We start from the raw sequence: 19953 nt of genomic DNA on the forward strand, positions 1-19953 counted from the left end.
ATCCAGGAGTGATCGACAGGCTTTTGGCAGGATGTGTCTGGAGGGCCGCCATCGGGGGCAAGCCCCCTCCCACATTGGATCTGAGGTGTTGATACATTTTGTGTCTGGCGCAGAACCCCTGTGAGAGGGCAAGCCCCCACCCAAATTGGATCTGAGGTGTTAATACATTGTGTATCTGACGCAGACCCCCTGTGGGAGGGGGCTTGCCCCCGATAGCGGTGTATCAGTTACAAATAAGCCTTATGGCACACCGCCATCGGGGGCAAGCCCCCTCCCACATTGGATCTGAGGTGTTCATACATTGTGTGTCTGGCGCAGAACCCCTGTGAGAGGGGCAAGCCCCCTCTCACATCTGGAACCGAGCTGAACCTACGAGCGATCTGAGGCGCCCGGTTGCCATCCACCGCCGAGCGCCGTCACCAACCCCACACTCGCCTGCAACTGCCGCGTCTGCACCGCCTGCAACGTCCTCTGCGCCTGCAACGCCGCTGTCTGCGCCGTCACCACATCCAGGTAACTCACGGCTCCCGCCTGATAGCTGTTCATCGCCAGTGACTGCGTATGCTCTGCCGCATCCGCCGCCGCCTGTTCGTCCTGCGCTTCCTGCTGCAAATCTCTTAGCTGCGCCAGGTTGTCTTCCACCTCGCGCACGGCTTTGAGCACATGGCTGCGGTACTGCGCCGACGCCTCTTCAAACTCGGCTTTGGCCTGACGTTCATTGGCACTCAAGCGTCCGCCATCAAAGATCGGCAAGTTCACCAACGGCCCCAGCGCCCAGTAGCGGTTACCGGCGGACAGCAGGTTGCCAACCCCCTGAGTTTGCCCGCCAATCAACCCGGTCAAGCTGAAGTCCGGGTACCACGCGGCCTTCGCCACGCCGATGTTGGCATTGGCAGCAAACACTCGGCGTTCCGCAGCCGCGATGTCTGGGCGCCGTTGCAACAGGTGGCTGGGCAGCTGCGATGGAATCCCTGGCAGCGCAATCAATTGCTGGCTGGGCGGCAAGCTGAAGTTACTGGCCGCCACGCCCACCAATTCGCCAATCGCGTGTTCGGTCAGGTTGCGTTGCCCGCGCACTTCGTCCAGTTGCGCCTTGGCTTCGGCCAGTTGGTTTTGCGCACGGGTGAGGTCCAGCTCCGAGGCAATCTGGCCTTCGTAACGGCTGCGCGTGAGTTGCAACGCCTGGCTGAAATCGTCCAGTGAGCTGTTCAGAATCCGGCTCTGCGCATCCAGCCCGTTGAGCTGCACATACAGCGTCGCCAACTGGTGCTGCAGGCTCAGGCGCGCCACCGCCAAATCATCGCCGGATGCTTGCGCCTGGGCATCGCCGGCTGCGACCTGGTTGCGAATCTTGCCCCACAGGTCCAGGTCGTAGCTCAGCGAGAAGCCCGCCGTATTGCTGTTGTACACCGACGGCTGCGTATCCCCGCGCAGTGGTCGTGTATCCGATTGCCGCTGACGCAGCGGCTGCGCACTGGCGGTAATTTGCGGGAACAACCCGGCGTGCAACTGGCTGGCATACGCCTGGGACGCATCGAAATGCGCCAACGCCGCCGCCAGATCCGGGTTGGCTTTGAGCAGTTGCTGCTGCAGGTCGGTCAGGCGCGGGTCGTTGTAGAGCTTCCACCACTCGGGCGCCAGTTGGTCGGACGGTTGCGCGCTGTGCCACGGCCCATCGCTGGTCTGTTCGCGATAGCCGGCCGGCAGGTCCACCGACGGCACCTTGTAGGTGGGCGCCATCGAGCAGCCCTGCAACAGCAGCAGCATCAACGCCGCCAGGGGTTTAAGCCTTGGGCGCATGCGCACCTCCGGCGTCGGCCAGTTGCACGGGGTCGCCTTCGCGCAGGGCATCGGGCGGGTTGTCGACCACGCGGTCGGCGGGTTTCAAACCTTGGTCGATCACCAGGCGTTCGCCCAGGTCGAGGCCGATGTGGATGCCTTGCAGGTGCACGTGATTTTGCGCGTCCAGCACCGCAACCTGGGTACCTTGGGCGCGGAAGATCAGTGCACTGGCCGGGATACTCACGCCGTGGGTATCCGCCGGAATGGGCAGGGTGGCTTCGGCGTAATCACCGGGCAGCAATTCGCCGTTGGGGTTGTCGGCGACGAACTGCGCAAGCAGGGTGCCAGAGCGGCGGTCGATGGCCGTGGAGTCGCCGATCAGGCGCGCCTTGAAGTGCTCGCCGGGATGCTCGGGCACCGTCAGCTCGGCTTCTAACCCTGGATGAATCACGGCTGCATAGTTCTGCGGCACCGGCACGTAAAGTCTGAGTTGATGGGTATCGGCAATGTTGAACAGCTCCGGGTCGCTGTCGGTATCAGCCTTGATCAACTGGCCAATATCGGTATTGCGCGCGGTGATGGTGCCGGCGAATGGCGCGCGGATGGTCTTGTAGCTTTCCAGTGCCGACAGGCGTGCGTAGTCGGCGGCGGCCGCCTCGGCATTGGCTTTGGCGGCGGCAGCGTTGGAGGTTTTTTCATCGGCCTCCTGACGCGACACCGAATGGCTGGCCAACAGGTTCTGCCAGCGCGTGGCGGTGGTTTCGGCCAGGCGTGCGTTGGCTTGCTCCTGCACCAGCCGCGCGTGGGTCTGCGCCATTTGCTGGTCGAGGTCGGGGCTGTCGATTTCGGCGAGCACTTGGCCGGCTTTGACCTGGGTGCCGATGTCGGCTTTCCAGTCCTTCAAGTAGCCGCTGACGCGTGCATGGATCGGCGCCTTGCTCCAGGCCTCAAGGTGCGCGGGCAGGCGCAAGGTGTCGCCGGCCATGTTTTGTTTGGGCTGGAACACCATCACTTGCGGGATGGCGGCGGTTTCGGTCCAGGCACTCACCGACTGTTCGTGCATCGTGCGGGCGTGCAGGCCGTTGGCGACCAACAGGGCGGCCAGTGTCAGGCCGCCGACACCCATGAGCATCAGACGCTTGCGCGAGGGTTTGTGATCAGACGACATGTGAAGTTTCTCCAGCAGCAGCGCGAGTAGGGTGACGACCGTGGACCAGGCTGAAGACCACGGGTACAAACAACAGGGTGGCGACGGTGGCGAAGATCAAGCCGCCAATCACCGCCCGGCCAAGGGGCGAGTTCTGTTCTTCGGACAACGCCAGCGGCAACATGCCGATGATCATCGCCAGAGCCGTCATGCACACCGGCCGGAAGCGCGTGTAACCGGCCTCCATCGCGGCCTTCAACGCATCGCCATGTTCGGCCAGGCGTTCACGGCAGAAGCTCACCACCAGGATCGAGTTGGCGGTGGCCACGCCCATGCACAGGATGGCCCCGGTCAACGCCGGCACCGACAGCGAAGTGCCGCTGAGGAACAGCATCCATACGATGCCCGCCAGCGCGGCCGGCAAGGCGGTAATGATCACGAACGGGTCGGCCCACGACTGGAAGTTGACCACGATCAGCAAGTAGATCAGCACCACGGCGCCGAGCAGGCCGAAGCTCAAACCACTGAAGGCTTCGTGCAGCGCATCGATCTGCCCATGCAGGCTGATCACCGCGCCTTTGGGGCGCATGGAGGCGGTGTCATCCAGCACTTTTTGCACGTCGCGCGCCACGCCGCCGAGGTCGCGGCCTTGCACGTTGGCATACAGGTCCAGGGTGGGTTCGATGTTGTAGTGGGTCACCACTGCCGGGCTTTGCACGCGTTCGATGGTGGCTACGCCGCCGAGAATTTGTGACTGGCCATCGGCCCCGGTGACCGGCAAGGCTTCCAGTGACGGCAGGCTGTCGAGGCGGTATTGCGGCGTTGCCGCCACGATGGAGTACGACACGCCGTTGGCCGGGTTGAGCCAGAAGGTCGGCGCGGTTTGCGAGCTGCCGGCGAGGGAGGCGACCATGCTGTTGGTCACGTCACGCTCGGTGATGCCCAGGCCATTGGCGCGCATGCGATCAACGTTAACTTGCAGCGATGGGTAGCCGGTGGACTGCTGGATGCGCAGGTCGGCGATGCCCGGAATGTGCGAAAGGCGACGTTCGAGTTCCACCGCGTAGGTGCGGTTTTCTTCATCGCTGCGCCCGGAGATTTTCACGTCCAGCGGGGCCGGTGCGCCGAAGTTGAGGATTTGGCTGCTGATGTCCGCCGGCAGGAACGCGAAGTGGCTGCCGGGGAAGCTTTCCGGCAAGGCTTCACGCAGTTTTTTCACGTAGTCGGCGGTGGGCGCGTGGTCTTTTTTCAGCGTGACCTGGATGTCGCCATCCTGCGGGCCGATGGTGCCGCTGCTGCTGTAGGCCATGTCGATGCCGCTGAGCGGAATGCCGATGTTGTCGACGATGGTGTCGAGTTCTTCGGCGGGTATCACTTCGCGAATCCGCGCTTCAATACGGTCGAAGGCGGCGGCGCTTTCTTCAATCCGCGTGCCCAGCGGCAGGCGCACGTGAAGGGCGAGGGCGCCGGCGTCGGTGGCCGGGAAGAAGTCCTGGCCCAGGCTGGGCAGCAGCAGGAACGAGGCAAGCACGCAGGCCAGGAAGCCGACGATAAAGCGCTTGCGGTTGCCCAGCGCGAGAATCAGCAAGCCGTGGTAAGTGTCGCGGATATTCGAGAAGTGGCGCTCGAAGCCTTGCTGAAAATTGAGCACCGATTGCAGCACGGCGTTGCGCGGTTTTTTGTGCTGATCGCCTTCGTGGTGGTTGATGAATGCATCTTCGGGGTGATGCCCAGCGCCTTGTTCCGGTGTGTGCGGCTTGAGCAGGAACATCGCCAGGGTCGGCACCAGGGTGCGCGAAAGGATGAACGAGCTGGCCATGGCGAAAATCACCGCCAGCGCCATTGGCCGGAACAGGTAGCCGGCGATGCCTTGCAGCAGGAACATCGGCACGAACACGATGCAGATACACAGCAGCGAGACGAACGCCGGGCCGACGATTTGTGCGGCGCCGTCGAGGATCGCGGTCTTCACCGCCTTGCCTTGTTCCAGGTGCCAGTTGATGTTTTCGATGGTAACCGTGGCGTCGTCCACCAGAATCCCCACCGCCAACGCCAGCCCGCCCAGGGTCATGACGTTGAGGGTTTGCCCGGTGACCGCCAGCAGCGCGATCGCCGACAGCACGGCCAAGGGAATCGACGCGGCGATGATCAGCGTCGAACGCCAGCTGCCGAGGAACAGCAGGATCATCGCACTGGTCAGCAGTGCGGCGATGATGCCTTCCTGGGCCACGCTGCCCACCGATTGCTTGACGAACACCGAGGCGTCGCCCAGCAGCGAGGTCTTCAGCGACGGCGGCAGGGTTTCGTTGATGCGCGGCAACATCTGGCGGATGCCGTCGATGATCGACAAGGTCGAGATGCTGCCGTTTTTCAACGCCGGCATCAGCACCGCGCGGTGGCCGTCGACGCGCACGATGTTGGTCTGCGGCGGGGAACCGTCACGCACGTGGGCCACTTGGCCGATGGTGATCAGTGCGCCATCGACCGTCTTGATCGGCAGGTCGTTGAGTTCATCAATCGCCTTGGGGCTGTTGTTGAGCAGGATTGTGTATTCGTTGGGGCCGAGCTTGGCGGTGCCCACCGGGATGATCTGGTTCTGCAGCGCCAGGGCGGTGCCCACGTCCTGCGCCGACAAGCCTTTGGCCGCCAGGGCTTGCGGGTCGAGGTCGAGGGTGATCTGGCGCTGCTTGCCGCCCATTGGCGTGGGCATGGCCAGGCCGGGCAGGGCGCTCAGCGGCAGGCGAATGTTGTTCTGCACCAGGTCACGGATCTTGGCTTCCGAAAGGCTGGGGCTGGAGAACGCCATTTGCAGGATCGGCACCGTGGAGGCGCTGTAGTTGAGGATCAGCGGTGGCGTGATACCCGGTGGCATCTGCTTGAGCACGGTTTGTGACACCGCGGTCACTTGCGCGTTGGCGGTGCGGATGTCGACCCCAGGCTGGAAGAAGATCTTGACGATGCCCATGCCGGGCAGCGATTGCGATTCGATGTGTTCGATGTCGTTGACGGTGGTGCTCAGGGAGCGTTCGTAGGTGTAGATCACCCGACCGGCCATGGCGTCCGGCGACAGGCCGTTGTACTGCCAGACCACCGCGACGACGGGGATGCCGATATCGGGGAAAACATCCGTAGGGGTTTTCAGGGCCGCCATCGGCCCGACGATACAGATGAATATGGCCAACACGATAAACGTGTACGGCTTTTGCAGTGCGGTCTTTACCAGCCCGAGCATGCGTGAACCTCCGAGGGAGCAGAATTGCAAACCCCGGCAGTCTTGCCCGACCCACCTAACACGCACCTTTCAGCCAGGTGAAGGAACATTTAGTTAACGGCTGAAGATCGTTTCATATGTATTCATTTGTTCTACAAAGGGCAGCTCTCCAAGCTTGTCTCCCATCGGACGCGACACATTTTGACGCCGTCCAACGTTTTTTTCTGATGTCCTTTGGAGCCCTGCCATGTCACTTAAACCATTGTTGTTGATCCCAGCCCTTGGTGCTGTTTTGTTGTTGTCGGCCTGCGCCGGCCCGATTCCCAAGGCTGACCCGAGTGAAGCCTGGATTGGTTTGAAAGAAGAGGCGCCGAATGACCTGATGGCCGAGCGTGTCGACGGCAAGCGCGTGGACGACGGGCGCTTTTTTGAGGTAACACCGGGTGACCATCGCCTGGATGTGACCTTATTCGAGGAGGAGGCAGGCGATGACAATCAGCAGGATTGCCAGGGCCGGGTCGAGTACAAGCATTTCCAGGCGGGTGAGCACTACACCCTGACTGAATCGAGCCTGGGCACCACCGTGCGTGCCGTCCTCAAGGACGGGCACGGCAAGGAAGTGGCAGCGACTCAAGACTTCAATTGCATGCCCGGCTAGGCGTGATGCACCGCGGCCTTGGGGTGTTTGGCCGGTGCAGCGGGTTTGACGTGGGGGTGATGATGCCGGCGAGTCACGCGCATGACCCCCCACAACATGGCGCTGGCTACCGCCAGCCAACCGCAGATCAACAGGAAAATCGTTGTTGCAAGGCTCATTCGGGCCTCCTTTCGCCCCGCAGGGGGCACACACAGTCTTCTCAATGGACAGTCTAGCTACCTGACGGTTGCCTGCTATTGACCAATGGTCGAGTCCATCCAACTTGTTTGCTCTATCCAGCGCATTTTACTGACGCCTCGGGCTATACCCGCCGTGCGGAGCATCCTATGATCAGGGCCCTTACCGGCAGTTGATCAAGAGAGTAAAAAATTGCGGTTACGGTCGAACGTTAAAACATCCTTGCTGCTGGCCTGCGCCCTGGGGCTCGCGGCCTGTTCCGGCCACCCGTCGAGGTTGGCGGGCCTGCCAGAGCGTGTCGAACTCAACGGCGTGCCGACCTTTCGCAGCGAGGCCTACCTGAGTGGCCCCTCGGCTTTAGCCAGCATGCTGTCGCAACAAGGCATTGTCATGACACCCGGCTTGCTGGATAAGCCCCTGCACTTGCCAGGCGGCGAGGCGGACCTGGAACGCAACATGCAGGTGCTGGCGCGTGAATACGGGCTGATGGTGTATCCGCTGGACAACCAGCTGACGGCCGTGCTGGCGCAGGTGGCGGCGGGTTACCCGGTGATGGCGCGGATCAACCCGAGCTTTTGGTCCGGCACACGTTATGTCGTGGTGGTGGGGTTCAATCAACAGAAGAGCACGGTGCTGTTGCGCTCGGGCATGGACCGGCGTTTGGTGATGAGCTTCAGCGACTTTGAGTCAGCGTGGAAGAGCGCAGGCAACTGGGCCATCCTGACTCAGCGTCCGAGCCAGCTGCCGGCGAATGTGGATGAGCAGCGCTGGCGGGCGGCGGCGAACGCGACCGCCCAAGCCGGCCAGGAGCAGGCGGCGGCGCAGGCGCTCAAGGTGTTGGCGCAAAGGAAGTAAAACTGCACAACGTCTGAAAATACGTTGAACCCCATGTGGGAGCTGTAGTGCTTAGCGACGCACTTCTGCGGCATTCGGGCGGTTCTTCAGGTTCTTGTCGGCCTTGTAGCGCAGCGCTACGTCCGGCACCGAACCGCTCTTGCCAGTCTCGACCCAGTTGCGAATGCGCCCGGCATCGGCAAAGTGGGTGAATTTGCCAAAGGCATCCAGAATCACCAGCGACACTGGGCGGTTACTCATGCTGGTGACCAGCACCAGGCAGTGGCCAGCCTGATTGGTAAAACCGGTCTTGGTCAACTTGATGTCCCAATTGGCGCGGTTGATCAGGTGGTCAGTGTTGGAGAAACCCAGGGTGTAGTTGGGTTTGCGAAACGACACGGTCTTTTCCTTGGTGGTGCTCAACTGACTCAGCATCGGAAACTTGCGCGCATAGGCCAGCAGCTTGCTCAAGTCGCGCGCGGTGGACACGTTGTGAATCGACAGCCCGGTGGGCTCGACATAGTGCGTGCTGGTCATTCCCAAGGCCTTGGCCTTGGCGTTCATCGCGGCAATAAAGGCTGGGTAGCCGCCTGGGTAGTGGTGAGCCAGGCTGGCGGCAGCGCGGTTTTCCGACGACATCAGGGCAATCAGCAGCATTTCCTTGCGCGGCATTTCGCTGCCGATTTTCACGCGCGAGAACACGCCTTTCATTTCTGGCGTGTCTTTGATGTTGATGTCGATGTATTCGTCCATGTTCTGCTTGGCTTCAAGCACGATCAGGCCGGTCATCAGTTTGCTGACGGAGGCGATGGGCACGACCACGTCGGGGTTGCTGGAATAGATGACTTTGTTGGTCTGTAGGTCAACCAGCATGGCGCTGCCGGAAGCGATCTGCAGTTTGGAGGTGTCGCGCGGGGCCAAGGTGGTTTCGGCTGCGTGCGCGAAGGTGCCTGTAAATGCAAAAAATAGGCTGACAATAGAGAGACGAATTTTCACGCGGGTGAACTCGCTAAAAAGTAAGGAAATACCGTTCAGGAACGGGTTATATGACAAATGCCGTTACATTTTAGGAGTATGGATCAGAAAGCGATAGAGAGCCTTTAAAGAAAGGCTGTAAGCCGATGATTGGTCAGGGTTGTACCTATTTTTAGAAAAACCTGGTCATCGCGCCAGGTTTTTTTCAAGGCGGCTTAGGCCGACGGTTTTACCCGCGTGCGCCGGGTGAAGTTGCCCACATAGTCAGGGCAGGGTGCTTACAGGCAAATAGCCCACTTTCAGTGTTGTAAACGAGGCAGGCCAGGCGGGTAGCGCAGCCACCGGCAGGTCGTCGGTTAATTGCGACCAATAAAAAAGCCCCGCTGTCAGGCGGGGCTTTTCATGGCAGTCACTTATCAGTCGTGCAGTGTTTCTGCCGCGTACAAGGTGTTTTCCAGCAGGCATGCTCGAGTCATCGGGCCAACCCCGCCTGGCACTGGTGTAATCCAGCCGGCGCGGGGTAGGGCGGTTTCGTACACCACATCGCCGACGAGCTTGCCGTCTTCCTGGCGGTTGATGCCCACGTCGATGACGATGGCGCCTTCTTTGATCCACTCACCTTTGACCAGGCCGGGTTTGCCGGCAGCCACCACTACCAAGTCGGCGCGGCCGACATGGCCAGCGAGGTCTTTGGTGAAACGGTGAGTGACGGTCACGGTGCAGCCAGCCAGCAGCAACTCCATGGCCATCGGGCGACCGACAATGTTGGACGCGCCGACGACGACGGCATCGAGGCCGTACAGATCGACGCCGGTGCTTTCCAGCAGGGTCATGATGCCTTTCGGGGTGCACGGGCGCAGCAACGGGATACGCTGGGCCAGGCGGCCGACGTTATAGGGGTGGAAACCGTCGACGTCTTTGTCGGGACGGATGCGCTCCAGCAGTTTGGAAGCATCCAGGTGCTCGGGCAGTGGCAGCTGCAGCAGGATGCCGTCGATGCCCGGGTCGTCATTGAGGCTGTCGATCAGGTCGGTCAGGGCCTGCTGGGTGGTGTCTTCCGGCAGGTCGTAGGCCTTGGAAATAAAGCCGACCTCTTCACAGTCTTTACGCTTGTGCGAGACATAAACCTGAGAGGCAGGATCGCTGCCGACCAGGATCACCGCGAGGCCAGGCGTGCGCAGGCCTTGCTGGCTACGCTCGGTGACTCGTTTGGCGATCTGCTGGCGCAGGCTGGCGGCGATTGATTTGCCGTCGATAAGTTGTGCAGTCATTACGCGTGATTAACCATCGAGAGGGGGAAGAAAAGTGCGCGCATTCTCGCATGCCAAGACGTGAGGGCAAAGGCGCTTGGTCTGCAAATTGCCCTAACCCCTTAAATAAAATGAATTTTTTTCAAAAAAGATTTGACGGGTTTCCGAGGCGTCTATACTATTCGTCGCACTTGTCGGGCACAGCCTAGCACTGGTTAAGAAGGTCGAGCACAATTGTTGTCGTGCAAGGCTGGAAGCACTTAGTTTGTAATCCTCCAAGAGTACAGATTAATCAGGCGCCCGTAGCTCAGCTGGATAGAGCATCCGCCTTCTAAGCGGATGGTCGCAGGTTCGAGTCCTGCCGGGTGCGCCATTAGGCAGCTTTGGCACAAGTAGCGCTATATGGTGGGCGTAGCTCAGTTGGTAGAGCACGGGATTGTGACTCCCGTTGTCGAGGGTTCGATCCCCTTCGTCCACCCCATATTTTAAAAGGCGCCAGATTAATCATCTGGCGCCTTTGCTTTAAGAGCTTCAAGCGCGGATGTGGTGGAATTGGTAGACACACTGGATTTAGGTTCCAGCGCCGCGAGGCGTAAGAGTTCGAGTCTCTTCATCCGCACCAATTAAAGCTTTGCACCGCCGTCAGGGGATGCGAGGTTCGACAAAGAAGATGTTTGAGTTCTTTGTTAATGCAATATGGTGGGCGTAGCTCAGTTGGTAGAGCACGGGATTGTGACTCCCGTTGTCGAGGGTTCGATCCCCTTCGTCCACCCCATATTCAGAAAAAGCGCCAGATCAATGATCTGGCGCTTTTTTTTGCGCCGAAAATTTCCATCTGCCACGAGCGGTGTCTTGACGCCAAGAAAAAGCAAGCATTCTCAATGCCTTGGCGTTAGAATCGTTGCCGGTTTTGAGCGTGTAGAACTGATTCCCGGCTATATCAGGGTCAGTGCAGCTATTTAATAGCGAATAACGGCGCAGTACCTGAAAAGGGCTGTGCCGTTTTTGTTTAAGTGTCTTGAGTTTCCAGGGTGGGGCGTTTCGTCGTATTTGTGTGTCTCGATGCTGCTGCCGCGCCCTTCGGCCTTGCACGCAAGGTCGGTCGCCAAGGGGGCGCATCCACGCTCTTCTATATATAGAAGGCTGATGCAGAGCCCTGGCGTGATGAGCTGTATTTGCTAACGGGATAAAGTGCATGCGTGCACTTGAACCTATAAATGGCCTGCTGTTTTTCTACCCGTTTTCAGTAGGGTGACTTCTTGAGTTTGACCCACTAGAATGCATGCCCTTGATTCTGGGGTCGGAAACGGCCGGCTAACGTCTGTGCAACGAGGAATATCCATGCAAGTTTCTGTTGAAAATACTACTGCTATCGAGCGCCGCCTGAGCATCACCGTGCCGGCAGAGCGTATTGAGACTGCGGTCAACAAGCGTCTGCAGCAGACTGCCCAAAAGGCCAAGATCGCTGGTTTCCGTCCAGGCAAAGTGCCAATGAGCGAAATCAAGCGTCGTTTTGGCGCCGATGCGCGTCAGGAAGCTGTAGGTGACGTGATCCAGGCTTCGTTCTACGAAGCTGTTGTCGAGCACAAGCTGAACCCGGCTGGCTCGCCTTCGATCGAACCTAAATCCCTGGAAGCCGGCAAAGACCTGGAATACGTTGCCGTATTCGAAGTGTTCCCGGAGTTCACCGTTGCTGGTTTCGAAGACATCGCCGTAGAGCGCCTGAGCGCTGAAGTGGCCGATGCCGACCTGGACAACATGCTGGAAATCCTGCGCAAGCAGAACACCCGTTTCGAAGCGGTCGATCGCGCTGCTCAGAACGAAGACCAGTTGAACATCGATTTCGTTGGCAAGGTTGACGGCGAAGTATTCGCTGGCGGCTCCGCCAAGGGCACTCAGCTGGTGCTGGGTTCCAACCGCATGATCCCTGGCTTCGAAGACGGCCTGGTTGGCGCCAAAGCTGGCGAAGAGCGCGTTCTGAACCTGACGTTCCCTGCTGACTACCAGAACCTGGACCTGGCCGGCAAAGCCGCCGAGTTCACCGTGACCGTCAACAGTGTTTCCGAGCCTAAGCTGCCAGAGCTGAACGAAGAGTTCTTCGCTCAATTCGGTATCAAGGAAACCGGTATCGACGGCTTCCGCACCGAAGTTCGCAAGAACATGGAGCGTGAACTGCGTCAGGCCATCAAGTCCAAGGTCAAGAACCAGGTCATGGACGGTCTGCTGGCCGCCAACCCGATCGAAGTGCCTAAGGCTCTGCTGTCCAACGAAGTGGATCGCCTGCGCGTTCAAGCGGTTCAGCAGTTCGGTGGCAACATCAAGCCTGACCAACTGCCGGCCGAGCTGTTCGAAGAGCAAGCCAAGCGCCGCGTTGTGCTGGGTCTGGTCGTGGCTGAAGTGGTCAAGCAATTCGACCTCAAGCCTGATGAAGATCGCGTTCGCGAAATGATCCAGGAAATGGCTTCCGCCTACCAGGAGCCAGAGCAGGTCGTGGCTTGGTACTACAAGAACGACCAGCAGCTGAACGAAGTACGTTCGGTTGTGCTGGAAGAACAAGTTGTGGATACTGTTCTGCAGAAGGCTAAGGTGACCGACAAAGCGGTCTCTTACGAAGAAGCAGTCAAACCGGCGGAAGCAGCACAAGCCGACTGATTGTCCAACTCGTTCGAAATACAACCATAAGCCAGCCTCGCGCTGGCTTATGCGTTTTCAAGACATGACTATTTGGGAGTAACTGCAGAGCATGTTCCGTAATTCCTATATTCAGCAGAACTCTGATATCCAGGCCGCAGGCGGCCTGGTCCCGATGGTTGTCGAGCAATCTGCTCGTGGCGAACGCGCCTATGACATCTACTCGCGCCTGCTCAAGGAACGAGTGATCTTTCTGGTCGGCCCTGTAGAGGACTACATGGCCAACCTGATCTGCGCGCAACTGCTGTTCCTTGAAGCGGAAAACCCGGACAAGGACATCCATCTTTACATCAACTCCCCGGGCGGTTCGGTGACGGCGGGTATGTCGATCTACGACACCATGCAGTTCATCAAGCCAAACGTGTCGACGACCTGCATCGGTCAGGCCTGCAGCATGGGCGCGTTCCTGCTCACCGCGGGTGCCGAGGGCAAGCGTTACTGCCTGCCTAACTCGCGCGTGATGATTCACCAGCCGCTGGGCGGCTTCCAGGGCCAGGCGTCGGACATCGAAATTCACGCCAAGGAAATCCTGTTTATTCGTGAGCGCCTCAACACGTTGATGGCCAAGCACAGCGGGCACACCCTGGAAGAAATCGAGCGTGACACCAATCGCGACAACTTCATGAGCGCGGAAGCTGCACGCGCCTATGGGTTGATCGACGCAGTGATCGAAAAGCGCCCCGCTTAATATAAGCACCTCAAAATAGGGCTGGTCGGCATGTCCGACCACCGGCGGGCTTGAAAAAGCCCGCATAAGCCTTCATCTTGTGTTGCAAGCCTATCGGATTTGGATCGAACGAATGACTGACACCCGCAACGGCGAGGACAACGGCAAGCTGCTCTATTGCTCCTTCTGCGGCAAAAGCCAGCATGAAGTACGCAAATTGATTGCCGGCCCCTCGGTGTTTATCTGCGACGAGTGCGTCGACCTGTGCAATGACATCATCCGCGAGGAGGTGCAGGAAGCTCAGGCCGAAAGCAGCGCGCATAAATTGCCTTCGCCTAAAGAAATCAGCGGCATCCTTGATCAGTATGTGATTGGTCAAGAGCGTGCAAAGAAGGTTCTGGCCGTAGCGGTGTACAACCACTACAAGCGCTTGAACCAGCGTGACAAGAAAGGTGACGAAGTCGAACTCGGCAAGAGCAACATCTTGCTGATCGGCCCTACAGGCTCGGGTAAAACCTTGCTTGCAGAAACCCTCGCTCGCCTGTTGAACGTTCCGTTCACCATCGCCGACGCCACCACCCTCACCGAGGCTGGCTACGTGGGTGAGGACGTCGAGAACATCATTCAGAAACTGCTGCAGAAGTGCGACTACGACGTGGAGAAGGCCCAGATGGGTATTGTCTACATCGACGAAATCGACAAGATTTCGCGCAAGTCCGACAACCCGTCGATCACCCGCGATGTTTCCGGTGAAGGCGTGCAGCAGGCCCTGTTGAAACTGATCGAAGGCACGGTTGCTTCCGTTCCGCCTCAAGGTGGTCGCAAGCACCCGCAGCAGGAATTCCTTCAGGTTGATACGCGCAACATCCTGTTCATCTGTGGCGGTGCGTTTTCCGGTCTGGAAAAGGTTATTCAGCAACGTTCCACGCGTGGCGGCATCGGTTTCGGTGCGGAAGTGCGCAGCAAGGAAGAAGGCAAGAAGGTGGGCGAGTCCCTGCGTGAAGTCGAGCCTGACGATCTGGTCAAGTTCGGTCTGATCCCGGAATTCGTTGGCCGTCTGCCGGTCCTGGCCACGTTGGACGAGCTGGATGAGGCTGCTTTGATTCAGATCCTCACCGAGCCGAAAAACGCCCTGACCAAGCAATACGCCAAGCTGTTCGAGATGGAAGGTGTAGACCTCGAGTTCCGTACCGACGCACTCAAATCAGTGGCCAAGCGGGCACTGGAGCGCAAGACCGGTGCACGTGGTTTGCGCTCGATTCTCGAAGGCGTTTTGCTCGACACCATGTACGAAATCCCCTCGCAGTCCGAGGTGAGTAAAGTGGTGATCGACGAAAGCGTTATCGAAGGCAAATCCAAGCCACTGTATATCTACGAAAACAGTGAGCCGGCTGCCAAGGCTGCACCAGACGCTTAAGCGTTTTGCAGTTGCAGTACAAGCAAGGGGCCTTTCGGGGCCCCTTCTTTTTTGGGGCTGTTTTTTGCAGCAGTTTTTTAATTCGCGTTTATTCATGCGTTTAACTGCTGGCATTGAGCTTGTTTTTTTTGCATGCAGCCCCCATCTTGTTTTCAAGCTTACTTTTCAACTGTCATAGAGGCGAAATCATGAAGACAACCATCGAATTGCCTCTCCTGCCGTTGCGTGATGTCGTCGTCTATCCGCACATGGTTATCCCGCTGTTCGTGGGGCGCGAGAAGTCTATCGAAGCCCTCGAGGCCGCGATGACGGGCGACAAGCAGATCCTGCTGTTGGCCCAGAAAAATCCTGCTGATGATGATCCAGGCGAAGACGCCCTGTATCGCGTCGGTACCGTTGCTACCGTCCTGCAATTGCTCAAGCTGCCCGATGGCACCGTCAAGGTGCTGGTGGAAGGTGAGCAACGTGGTGCGGTCGAGCGTTTCATGGAGGTGGACGGCCACCTGCGCGCCGAAGTGGCGCTGATCGACGAAGTCGAAGCCCCTGAGCGCGAATCTGAAGTGTTTGTGCGCAGCCTGCTCTCGCAGTTCGAGCAGTATGTGCAGTTGGGCAAAAAAGTCCCGGCTGAAGTCCTGTCCTCTCTCAACAGCATTGATGAGCCAAGCCGCCTGGTCGATACCATGGCCGCGCACATGGCGCTGAAAATCGAGCAGAAGCAAGACATCCTCGAAATTATCGACTTGCCGGCTCGTGTCGAGCACGTACTGGCGCTGCTGGATGGCGAGATCGACCTGCTGCAGGTTGAAAAACGCATCCGCGGTCGCGTGAAAAAACAAATGGAGCGCAGCCAACGCGAGTACTACCTGAATGAGCAGATGAAGGCCATTCAGAAAGAACTCGGCGACAGCGAGGACGGCCACAACGAAATCGAAGAGCTGAAAAAGCGCATCGATGCTGCCGGCCTGCCAAAAGACGCGCTGACCAAGGCCACTGCTGAGCTGAACAAGCTCAAGCAAATGTCGCCAATGTCTGCCGAAGCCACCGTGGTGCGTTCCTACATCGACTGGCTGGTGCAGGTACCGTGGAAGGCTCAGACCAAAGTGCGTCTGGACCTGGCTCGCGCTGAAGACATCCTCGACGCCGACCACTACGGCCTCGAAGAGGTCAAAGAACGCATCCTCGAATACCTCGCTGTGCAAAAGCGCGTGAAGAAAATTCGTGGTCCGGTGTTGTGCCTGGTGGGGCCTCCGGGGGTCGGTAAAACGTCCCTGGCTGAGTCCATCGCCAACGCCACCAACCGCAAATTCGTGCGCATGGCCCTCGGTGGTGTGCGTGATGAAGCGGAAATTCGTGGCCATCGCCGTACTTACATCGGTTCGATGCCAGGAAGATTGATTCAAAAGATGACAAAGGTGGGCGTGCGCAACCCGCTGTTCCTGCTCGATGAAATCGACAAAATGGGCAGCGACATGCGCGGCGATCCAGCCTCTGCATTGCTCGAAGTGCTCGACCCCGAGCAGAACCACAATTTCAACGACCATTACCTGGAAGTCGACTACGACCTGTCCGATGTAATGTTCCTGTGCACCTCTAACTCCATGAATATTCCGCCAGCGCTGCTGGACCGGATGGAGGTGATTCGTCTGCCGGGTTACACCGAAGACGAGAAGATCAACATCGCCGTCAAATACCTCGCGCCTAAACAGATTTCAGCCAACGGCTTGAAAAAAGGCGAGATCGAGTTTGAGGTCGAAGCGATTCGCGACATCGTGCGTTATTACACGCGCGAGGCGGGTGTACGGGGCCTTGAGCGCCAGATTGCGAAGATTTGCCGCAAGGCGGTCAAAGAACACGCGCTGGAAAAACGCTTCTCTGTGAAGGTTGTCGCCGACTCCCTTGAACACTTCCTGGGTGTGAAGAAATTCCGTTACGGCCTGGCCGAGCAGCAAGACCAGGTAGGGCAGGTGACCGGCCTGGCGTGGACTCAGGTGGGTGGCGAATTGCTGACCATCGAAGCCGCTGTGATTCCGGGCAAAGGCCAGTTGATCAAGACCGGTTCGCTGGGTGATGTGATGGTCGAATCCATCACTGCCGCACAGACCGTGGTGCGCAGCCGCGCCAAGAGCCTGGGGATTCCCCTGGACTTCCACGAGAAGCACGACACCCACATCCATATGCCGGAAGGGGCGACGCCCAAAGACGGTCCTAGCGCTGGCGTAGGCATGTGCACGGCACTGGTATCGGCGTTGACCGGCATACCTGTGCGAGCCGATGTGGCAATGACAGGGGAAATTACCCTGCGTGGTCAGGTATTGGCCATTGGTGGTCTGAAAGAGAAATTGCTCGCTGCACACCGCGGTGGTATCAAGACGGTGATCATTCCTGAAGAGAATGTTCGCGACTTGAAGGAAATTCCGGACAACATCAAGCAGGATCTTCAGATTAAACCGGTTAAATGGATTGACGAGGTCCTGCAAATTGCGCTGCAATACGCGCCGGAGCCCTTGCCGGATGTGGCTCCGGAGATAGTCTCGAAGGATGAAAAACGCGAGTCTGATTCCAAGGAAAGAATTAGCACGCATTAATGCGATTAAGCCGGGTGGCTTCCTTGACAGCTTTTTAGAGCCCTTGTTATAAAGCGGCTCTTAAGTGTCTGTAGGCCATTCAGCACTGGTTTTTGCTTTCACCAAAAAACTTAGAATCATACTCAATAGATATATAAGGGGACTTAGAGTGAACAAGTCGGAACTGATTGATGCTATCGCCGCATCCGCTGATATCCCGAAAGCTGCTGCTGGCCGTGCGCTGGACGCAGTAATCGAATCCGTCACTGGCGCTCTGAAGGCCGGCGACTCTGTAGTACTGGTAGGCTTCGGTACTTTTTCTGTGACCGACCGCCCAGCTCGCACTGGCCGTAACCCACAGACTGGCAAAGCACTGCAAATCGCTGCTGCCAAGAAACCAGGTTTCAAAGCCGGTAAAGCCCTGAAAGAAGCCGTTAACTAAGCTTCGCTCAAGCCTTACCTACCCGGGTCAGACGCAGGTCTGGCCTGGCAGCGGAGCGGCAGCTGACCCAAGTATCCATCGGGTCGTCAGGGCTTGGGGTATTGGTTCAAACCCCCGTCCGCTCCGCCAGTTACGAGAAGGCGCATCCTCGGATGCGCCTTTCTTCTATCCGGACTCTACCCACGCTCCACGGTTGCCTAATTTTTGAAGATCAACCGTTTCTGGGGGACGCATGCTGCAAAATATCAGGGACAACTCACAAGGCTGGATTGCCAAGACCATTATCGGGATCATCGTCGCATTGATGGCGTTCACCGGTATCGAGGCCATTTTCCAGGCTTCGACCAACAACAAGCAGGACGTGGCCAAGGTCAACGGTGAAGAGATCACCCAAACCGAATTGAGCCAGGCCGTCGACATGCAACGTCGCCAGCTGATGCAACAGCTGGGCAAGGATTTCGATGCTTCCCTGCTGGACGAAAAACTGCTGCGCGATGCGGCCCTCAAGGGGCTGATCGATCGCAAACTGCTGCTGCAAGGTGCTGCCGATTCCAAGTTCGGCTTCTCTGAAGCGGCGCTTGACCAAGTGATCCTGCAGACGCCGGAATTCCAGGTGGACGGCCAGTTCAACGCCGAACGCTTTGACCAGGTGATCCGTCAACTGGGCTACAGCCGTCTGCAATTCCGTCAGATGCTGACCCAGGAAATGCTGATCGGCCAGGTTCGCGCAGGTCTTGCCGGCAGCGGCTTTGTCACGGACGCTGAAGTGCTGGCTTTCGCCCGTCTGGAAAAACAGACCCGCGACTTCGCCACCGTCAACATCAAGGCCGACCCTACGGCGGTGAAGCTCACCGACGATGAGGTCAAGGCTTACTACGACCAGCACGCCAAAGAGTTCATGACCCCGGACCAGGTGGTTATCGACTATCTGGAATTGAAGAAGTCTTCGTTCTTCGACCAGGTCACTGTCAAGGACGATGAGCTGCAGGCTGCCTATCAGAAAGAAACCGCCAACCTCGCTGAACAGCGTCGTGCCGCGCACATCCTGATTGAAGTCAACGACAAAACAACCGACGCGCAAGCCAAGGCCAAGATCGAAGAAATCCAGGCACGCCTGGCCAAGGGTGAGAAGTTCGACGCCCTGGCCAAGGAGTTCTCCCAGGACCCAGGTTCGGCCGCCAATGGCGGTGACCTCGGCTTCGCGGGCCCTGGCGTCTACGATCCGGACTTCGAAACTGCCCTGTACGCCTTGAACAAGGACCAGGTGTCAGCGCCGGTACGCACCACCTTCGGTTGGCACCTGATCAAGCTGTTGGGCGTTGAAGCACCGCAAGTGCCGTCGTTCGCCAGCCTGAAAGACAAGCTGACGCGCGAGCTCAAAACTCAGCAGGTTGAGCAACGTTTTGTCGAGGCTACCAAGCAATTGGAAGATGCGGCATTCGAGGCCTCCGACCTGGCTCAGCCGGCGTCTGACCTGAAGCTCACCGTGCACACCTCGGCGCCGTTTGGCCGTGAAGGTGGCGAAGGTGTTGCCGCCAACCGTGCGGTGGTCACTGCTGCATTCAGCCCGGAAGTGCTGGATGAAGGTGCCAACAGCACCGCCATTGAGCTGGACCCGGAAACCATCATTGTGCTGCGGGCCAAAGAGCATCTGAAGCCTACGCAATTGCCACTGGAAAGCGTCTCTGCCGCTATCCGTGCGCAGATGACCAAAGAGCGCGCCAGCGCGGCTGCCAAGGCTCATGCTGACGAGTTGATCGCCAGCCTGCGTGATGGCAAAACTGCGCTGAACCAGCCGATCGACGGCCAGGCCTGGAAAGTCACTGAAGCGGCTACCCGTAGCCAGGAAGCGATCGACCCGGCCGTGCTGCAAGCCCTGTTCCGCATGCCCAAGCCTGCGAGCAAGGACAAGCCGACCTTCACTACCGTGACCCTGGCGGACGGTAGCCTGGTGATCGTGCGCTTGAACGGCGTCAACGAAGCCGCTGCGCCTACGGACGAAGAAAAGGCGCAATACCGCCGCTTCCTCGCTTCCCGTATTGGCCAGCAAGACTTTGCCGCCTACCGCAAGCAGTTGGAAACCAAGGCTGACATCAAGAAATTCTGATGTCGGTTTGAAGTAAAAAGCCCCCGCTCTG

The 19953-nt window shown here is 58.6% G+C and carries 14 protein-coding genes and 4 tRNA genes; 12 read left to right on the forward strand and 6 right to left on the reverse strand.

The features are described 5' to 3' along the window. Nucleotides 1-369 precede the first annotated feature (369 nt). The 3 genes from ACM530_RS21425 to ACM530_RS21435 are packed head-to-tail and all read right to left on the reverse strand — an operon-like array spanning nucleotide 370 to nucleotide 6161. Nucleotides 370-1800 (reverse strand): efflux transporter outer membrane subunit, encoded by a 1431-nt coding sequence (locus ACM530_RS21425; protein WP_416363104.1) that lies wholly within the window; start codon nucleotides 1798-1800, stop codon nucleotides 370-372. Next, nucleotides 1784-2950, reverse strand: coding sequence for an efflux RND transporter periplasmic adaptor subunit (locus tag ACM530_RS21430; protein WP_416363105.1), 1167 nt, complete (start codon nucleotides 2948-2950; stop codon nucleotides 1784-1786). The genes ACM530_RS21425 and ACM530_RS21430 overlap by 17 nt, the downstream gene beginning before the upstream one ends. Beyond that, complete coding sequence (locus ACM530_RS21435) at nucleotides 2940-6161, reverse strand: efflux RND transporter permease subunit (protein ID WP_416363106.1); 3222 nt, start codon at nucleotides 6159-6161, stop codon at nucleotides 2940-2942. Before ACM530_RS21435 ends, ACM530_RS21430 begins: the two co-directional genes overlap by 11 nt. A gap of 226 nt (nucleotides 6162-6387) precedes the next feature. On the opposite strand from ACM530_RS21435, the gene ACM530_RS21440 reads away from it, so the two are divergent. Beyond that, a complete protein-coding gene (locus ACM530_RS21440) occupies nucleotides 6388-6798 on the forward strand; it encodes a hypothetical protein (RefSeq protein ID WP_106578850.1) in 411 nt (136 codons plus the stop codon). Here ACM530_RS21440 and ACM530_RS21445 read toward each other — a convergent pair. Further along, entirely contained in the window at nucleotides 6795-6956 is a 162-nt protein-coding gene (locus ACM530_RS21445; RefSeq protein ID WP_178119724.1) for a hypothetical protein, read from the reverse strand. The two genes, ACM530_RS21440 and ACM530_RS21445, sit on opposite strands and share 4 nt — an antisense overlap. Before the next feature lie 211 nt (nucleotides 6957-7167). Between ACM530_RS21445 and ACM530_RS21450 the strand changes: the two genes are divergently transcribed. Then, nucleotides 7168-7830: a peptidase C39 family protein gene (locus ACM530_RS21450; protein WP_145163786.1), complete on the forward strand. Its 663-nt coding sequence runs from the start codon at nucleotides 7168-7170 to the stop codon at nucleotides 7828-7830. 51 nt (nucleotides 7831-7881) lie between these two features. On the opposite strand, the gene pbpG is transcribed toward ACM530_RS21450, so the two are convergent. Beyond that, nucleotides 7882-8805 (reverse strand): D-alanyl-D-alanine endopeptidase, encoded by a 924-nt coding sequence (gene pbpG, locus ACM530_RS21455; protein WP_145163788.1) that lies wholly within the window; start codon nucleotides 8803-8805, stop codon nucleotides 7882-7884. Between the two features lie 395 nt (nucleotides 8806-9200). Then, complete coding sequence (folD, locus tag ACM530_RS21460; RefSeq protein WP_106578848.1) at nucleotides 9201-10055, reverse strand: bifunctional methylenetetrahydrofolate dehydrogenase/methenyltetrahydrofolate cyclohydrolase FolD; 855 nt, start codon at nucleotides 10053-10055, stop codon at nucleotides 9201-9203. Nucleotides 10056-10330: 275 nt separating this feature from the next. Between folD and ACM530_RS21465 the strand changes: the two genes are divergently transcribed. The 10 genes from ACM530_RS21465 to ACM530_RS21510 all read left to right on the forward strand — a co-directional run bounded on the left by ACM530_RS21465 (nucleotide 10331) and on the right by ACM530_RS21510 (nucleotide 19922). Continuing rightward, nucleotides 10331-10407 (forward strand) — tRNA-Arg (locus ACM530_RS21465). 32 nt (nucleotides 10408-10439) lie between these two features. Then, nucleotides 10440-10515: transfer RNA gene (locus ACM530_RS21470), tRNA-His, on the forward strand. Between the two features lie 56 nt (nucleotides 10516-10571). Further along, a tRNA-Leu gene (locus ACM530_RS21475) sits at nucleotides 10572-10656 on the forward strand. 77 nt (nucleotides 10657-10733) lie between these two features. Beyond that, nucleotides 10734-10809: transfer RNA gene (locus ACM530_RS21480), tRNA-His, on the forward strand. 566 nt (nucleotides 10810-11375) lie between these two features. Continuing rightward, nucleotides 11376-12686 (forward strand): trigger factor, encoded by a 1311-nt coding sequence (tig, locus tag ACM530_RS21485; RefSeq protein ID WP_106578847.1) that lies wholly within the window; start codon nucleotides 11376-11378, stop codon nucleotides 12684-12686. A 91-nt stretch (nucleotides 12687-12777) separates the two neighbouring features. Continuing rightward, entirely contained in the window at nucleotides 12778-13413 is a 636-nt protein-coding gene (gene clpP, locus ACM530_RS21490) for an ATP-dependent Clp endopeptidase proteolytic subunit ClpP (protein ID WP_083357884.1), read from the forward strand. A gap of 112 nt (nucleotides 13414-13525) precedes the next feature. Beyond that, nucleotides 13526-14809, forward strand: a complete 1284-nt coding sequence (gene clpX / locus ACM530_RS21495) for an ATP-dependent Clp protease ATP-binding subunit ClpX (protein ID WP_017136464.1) — start codon at nucleotides 13526-13528, stop codon at nucleotides 14807-14809. Nucleotides 14810-14997: 188 nt separating this feature from the next. After that, nucleotides 14998-17394, forward strand: a complete 2397-nt coding sequence (gene lon / locus ACM530_RS21500) for an endopeptidase La (RefSeq protein ID WP_119739770.1) — start codon at nucleotides 14998-15000, stop codon at nucleotides 17392-17394. Between the two features lie 148 nt (nucleotides 17395-17542). Continuing rightward, nucleotides 17543-17815 carry an HU family DNA-binding protein gene (locus ACM530_RS21505; protein WP_003174819.1) on the forward strand — a complete coding sequence of 91 codons (273 nt, stop codon included), beginning with the start codon at nucleotides 17543-17545 and terminating at the stop codon, nucleotides 17813-17815. Nucleotides 17816-18047: 232 nt separating this feature from the next. Then, a complete protein-coding gene (locus ACM530_RS21510) occupies nucleotides 18048-19922 on the forward strand; it encodes a SurA N-terminal domain-containing protein (RefSeq protein ID WP_145163929.1) in 1875 nt (624 codons plus the stop codon). Nucleotides 19923-19953 lie beyond the last annotated feature (31 nt).

The sequence above is a fragment of the Pseudomonas sp. NFX183 genome, from assembly GCF_047943075.1.
Lineage (GTDB): Bacteria > Pseudomonadota > Gammaproteobacteria > Pseudomonadales > Pseudomonadaceae > Aquipseudomonas.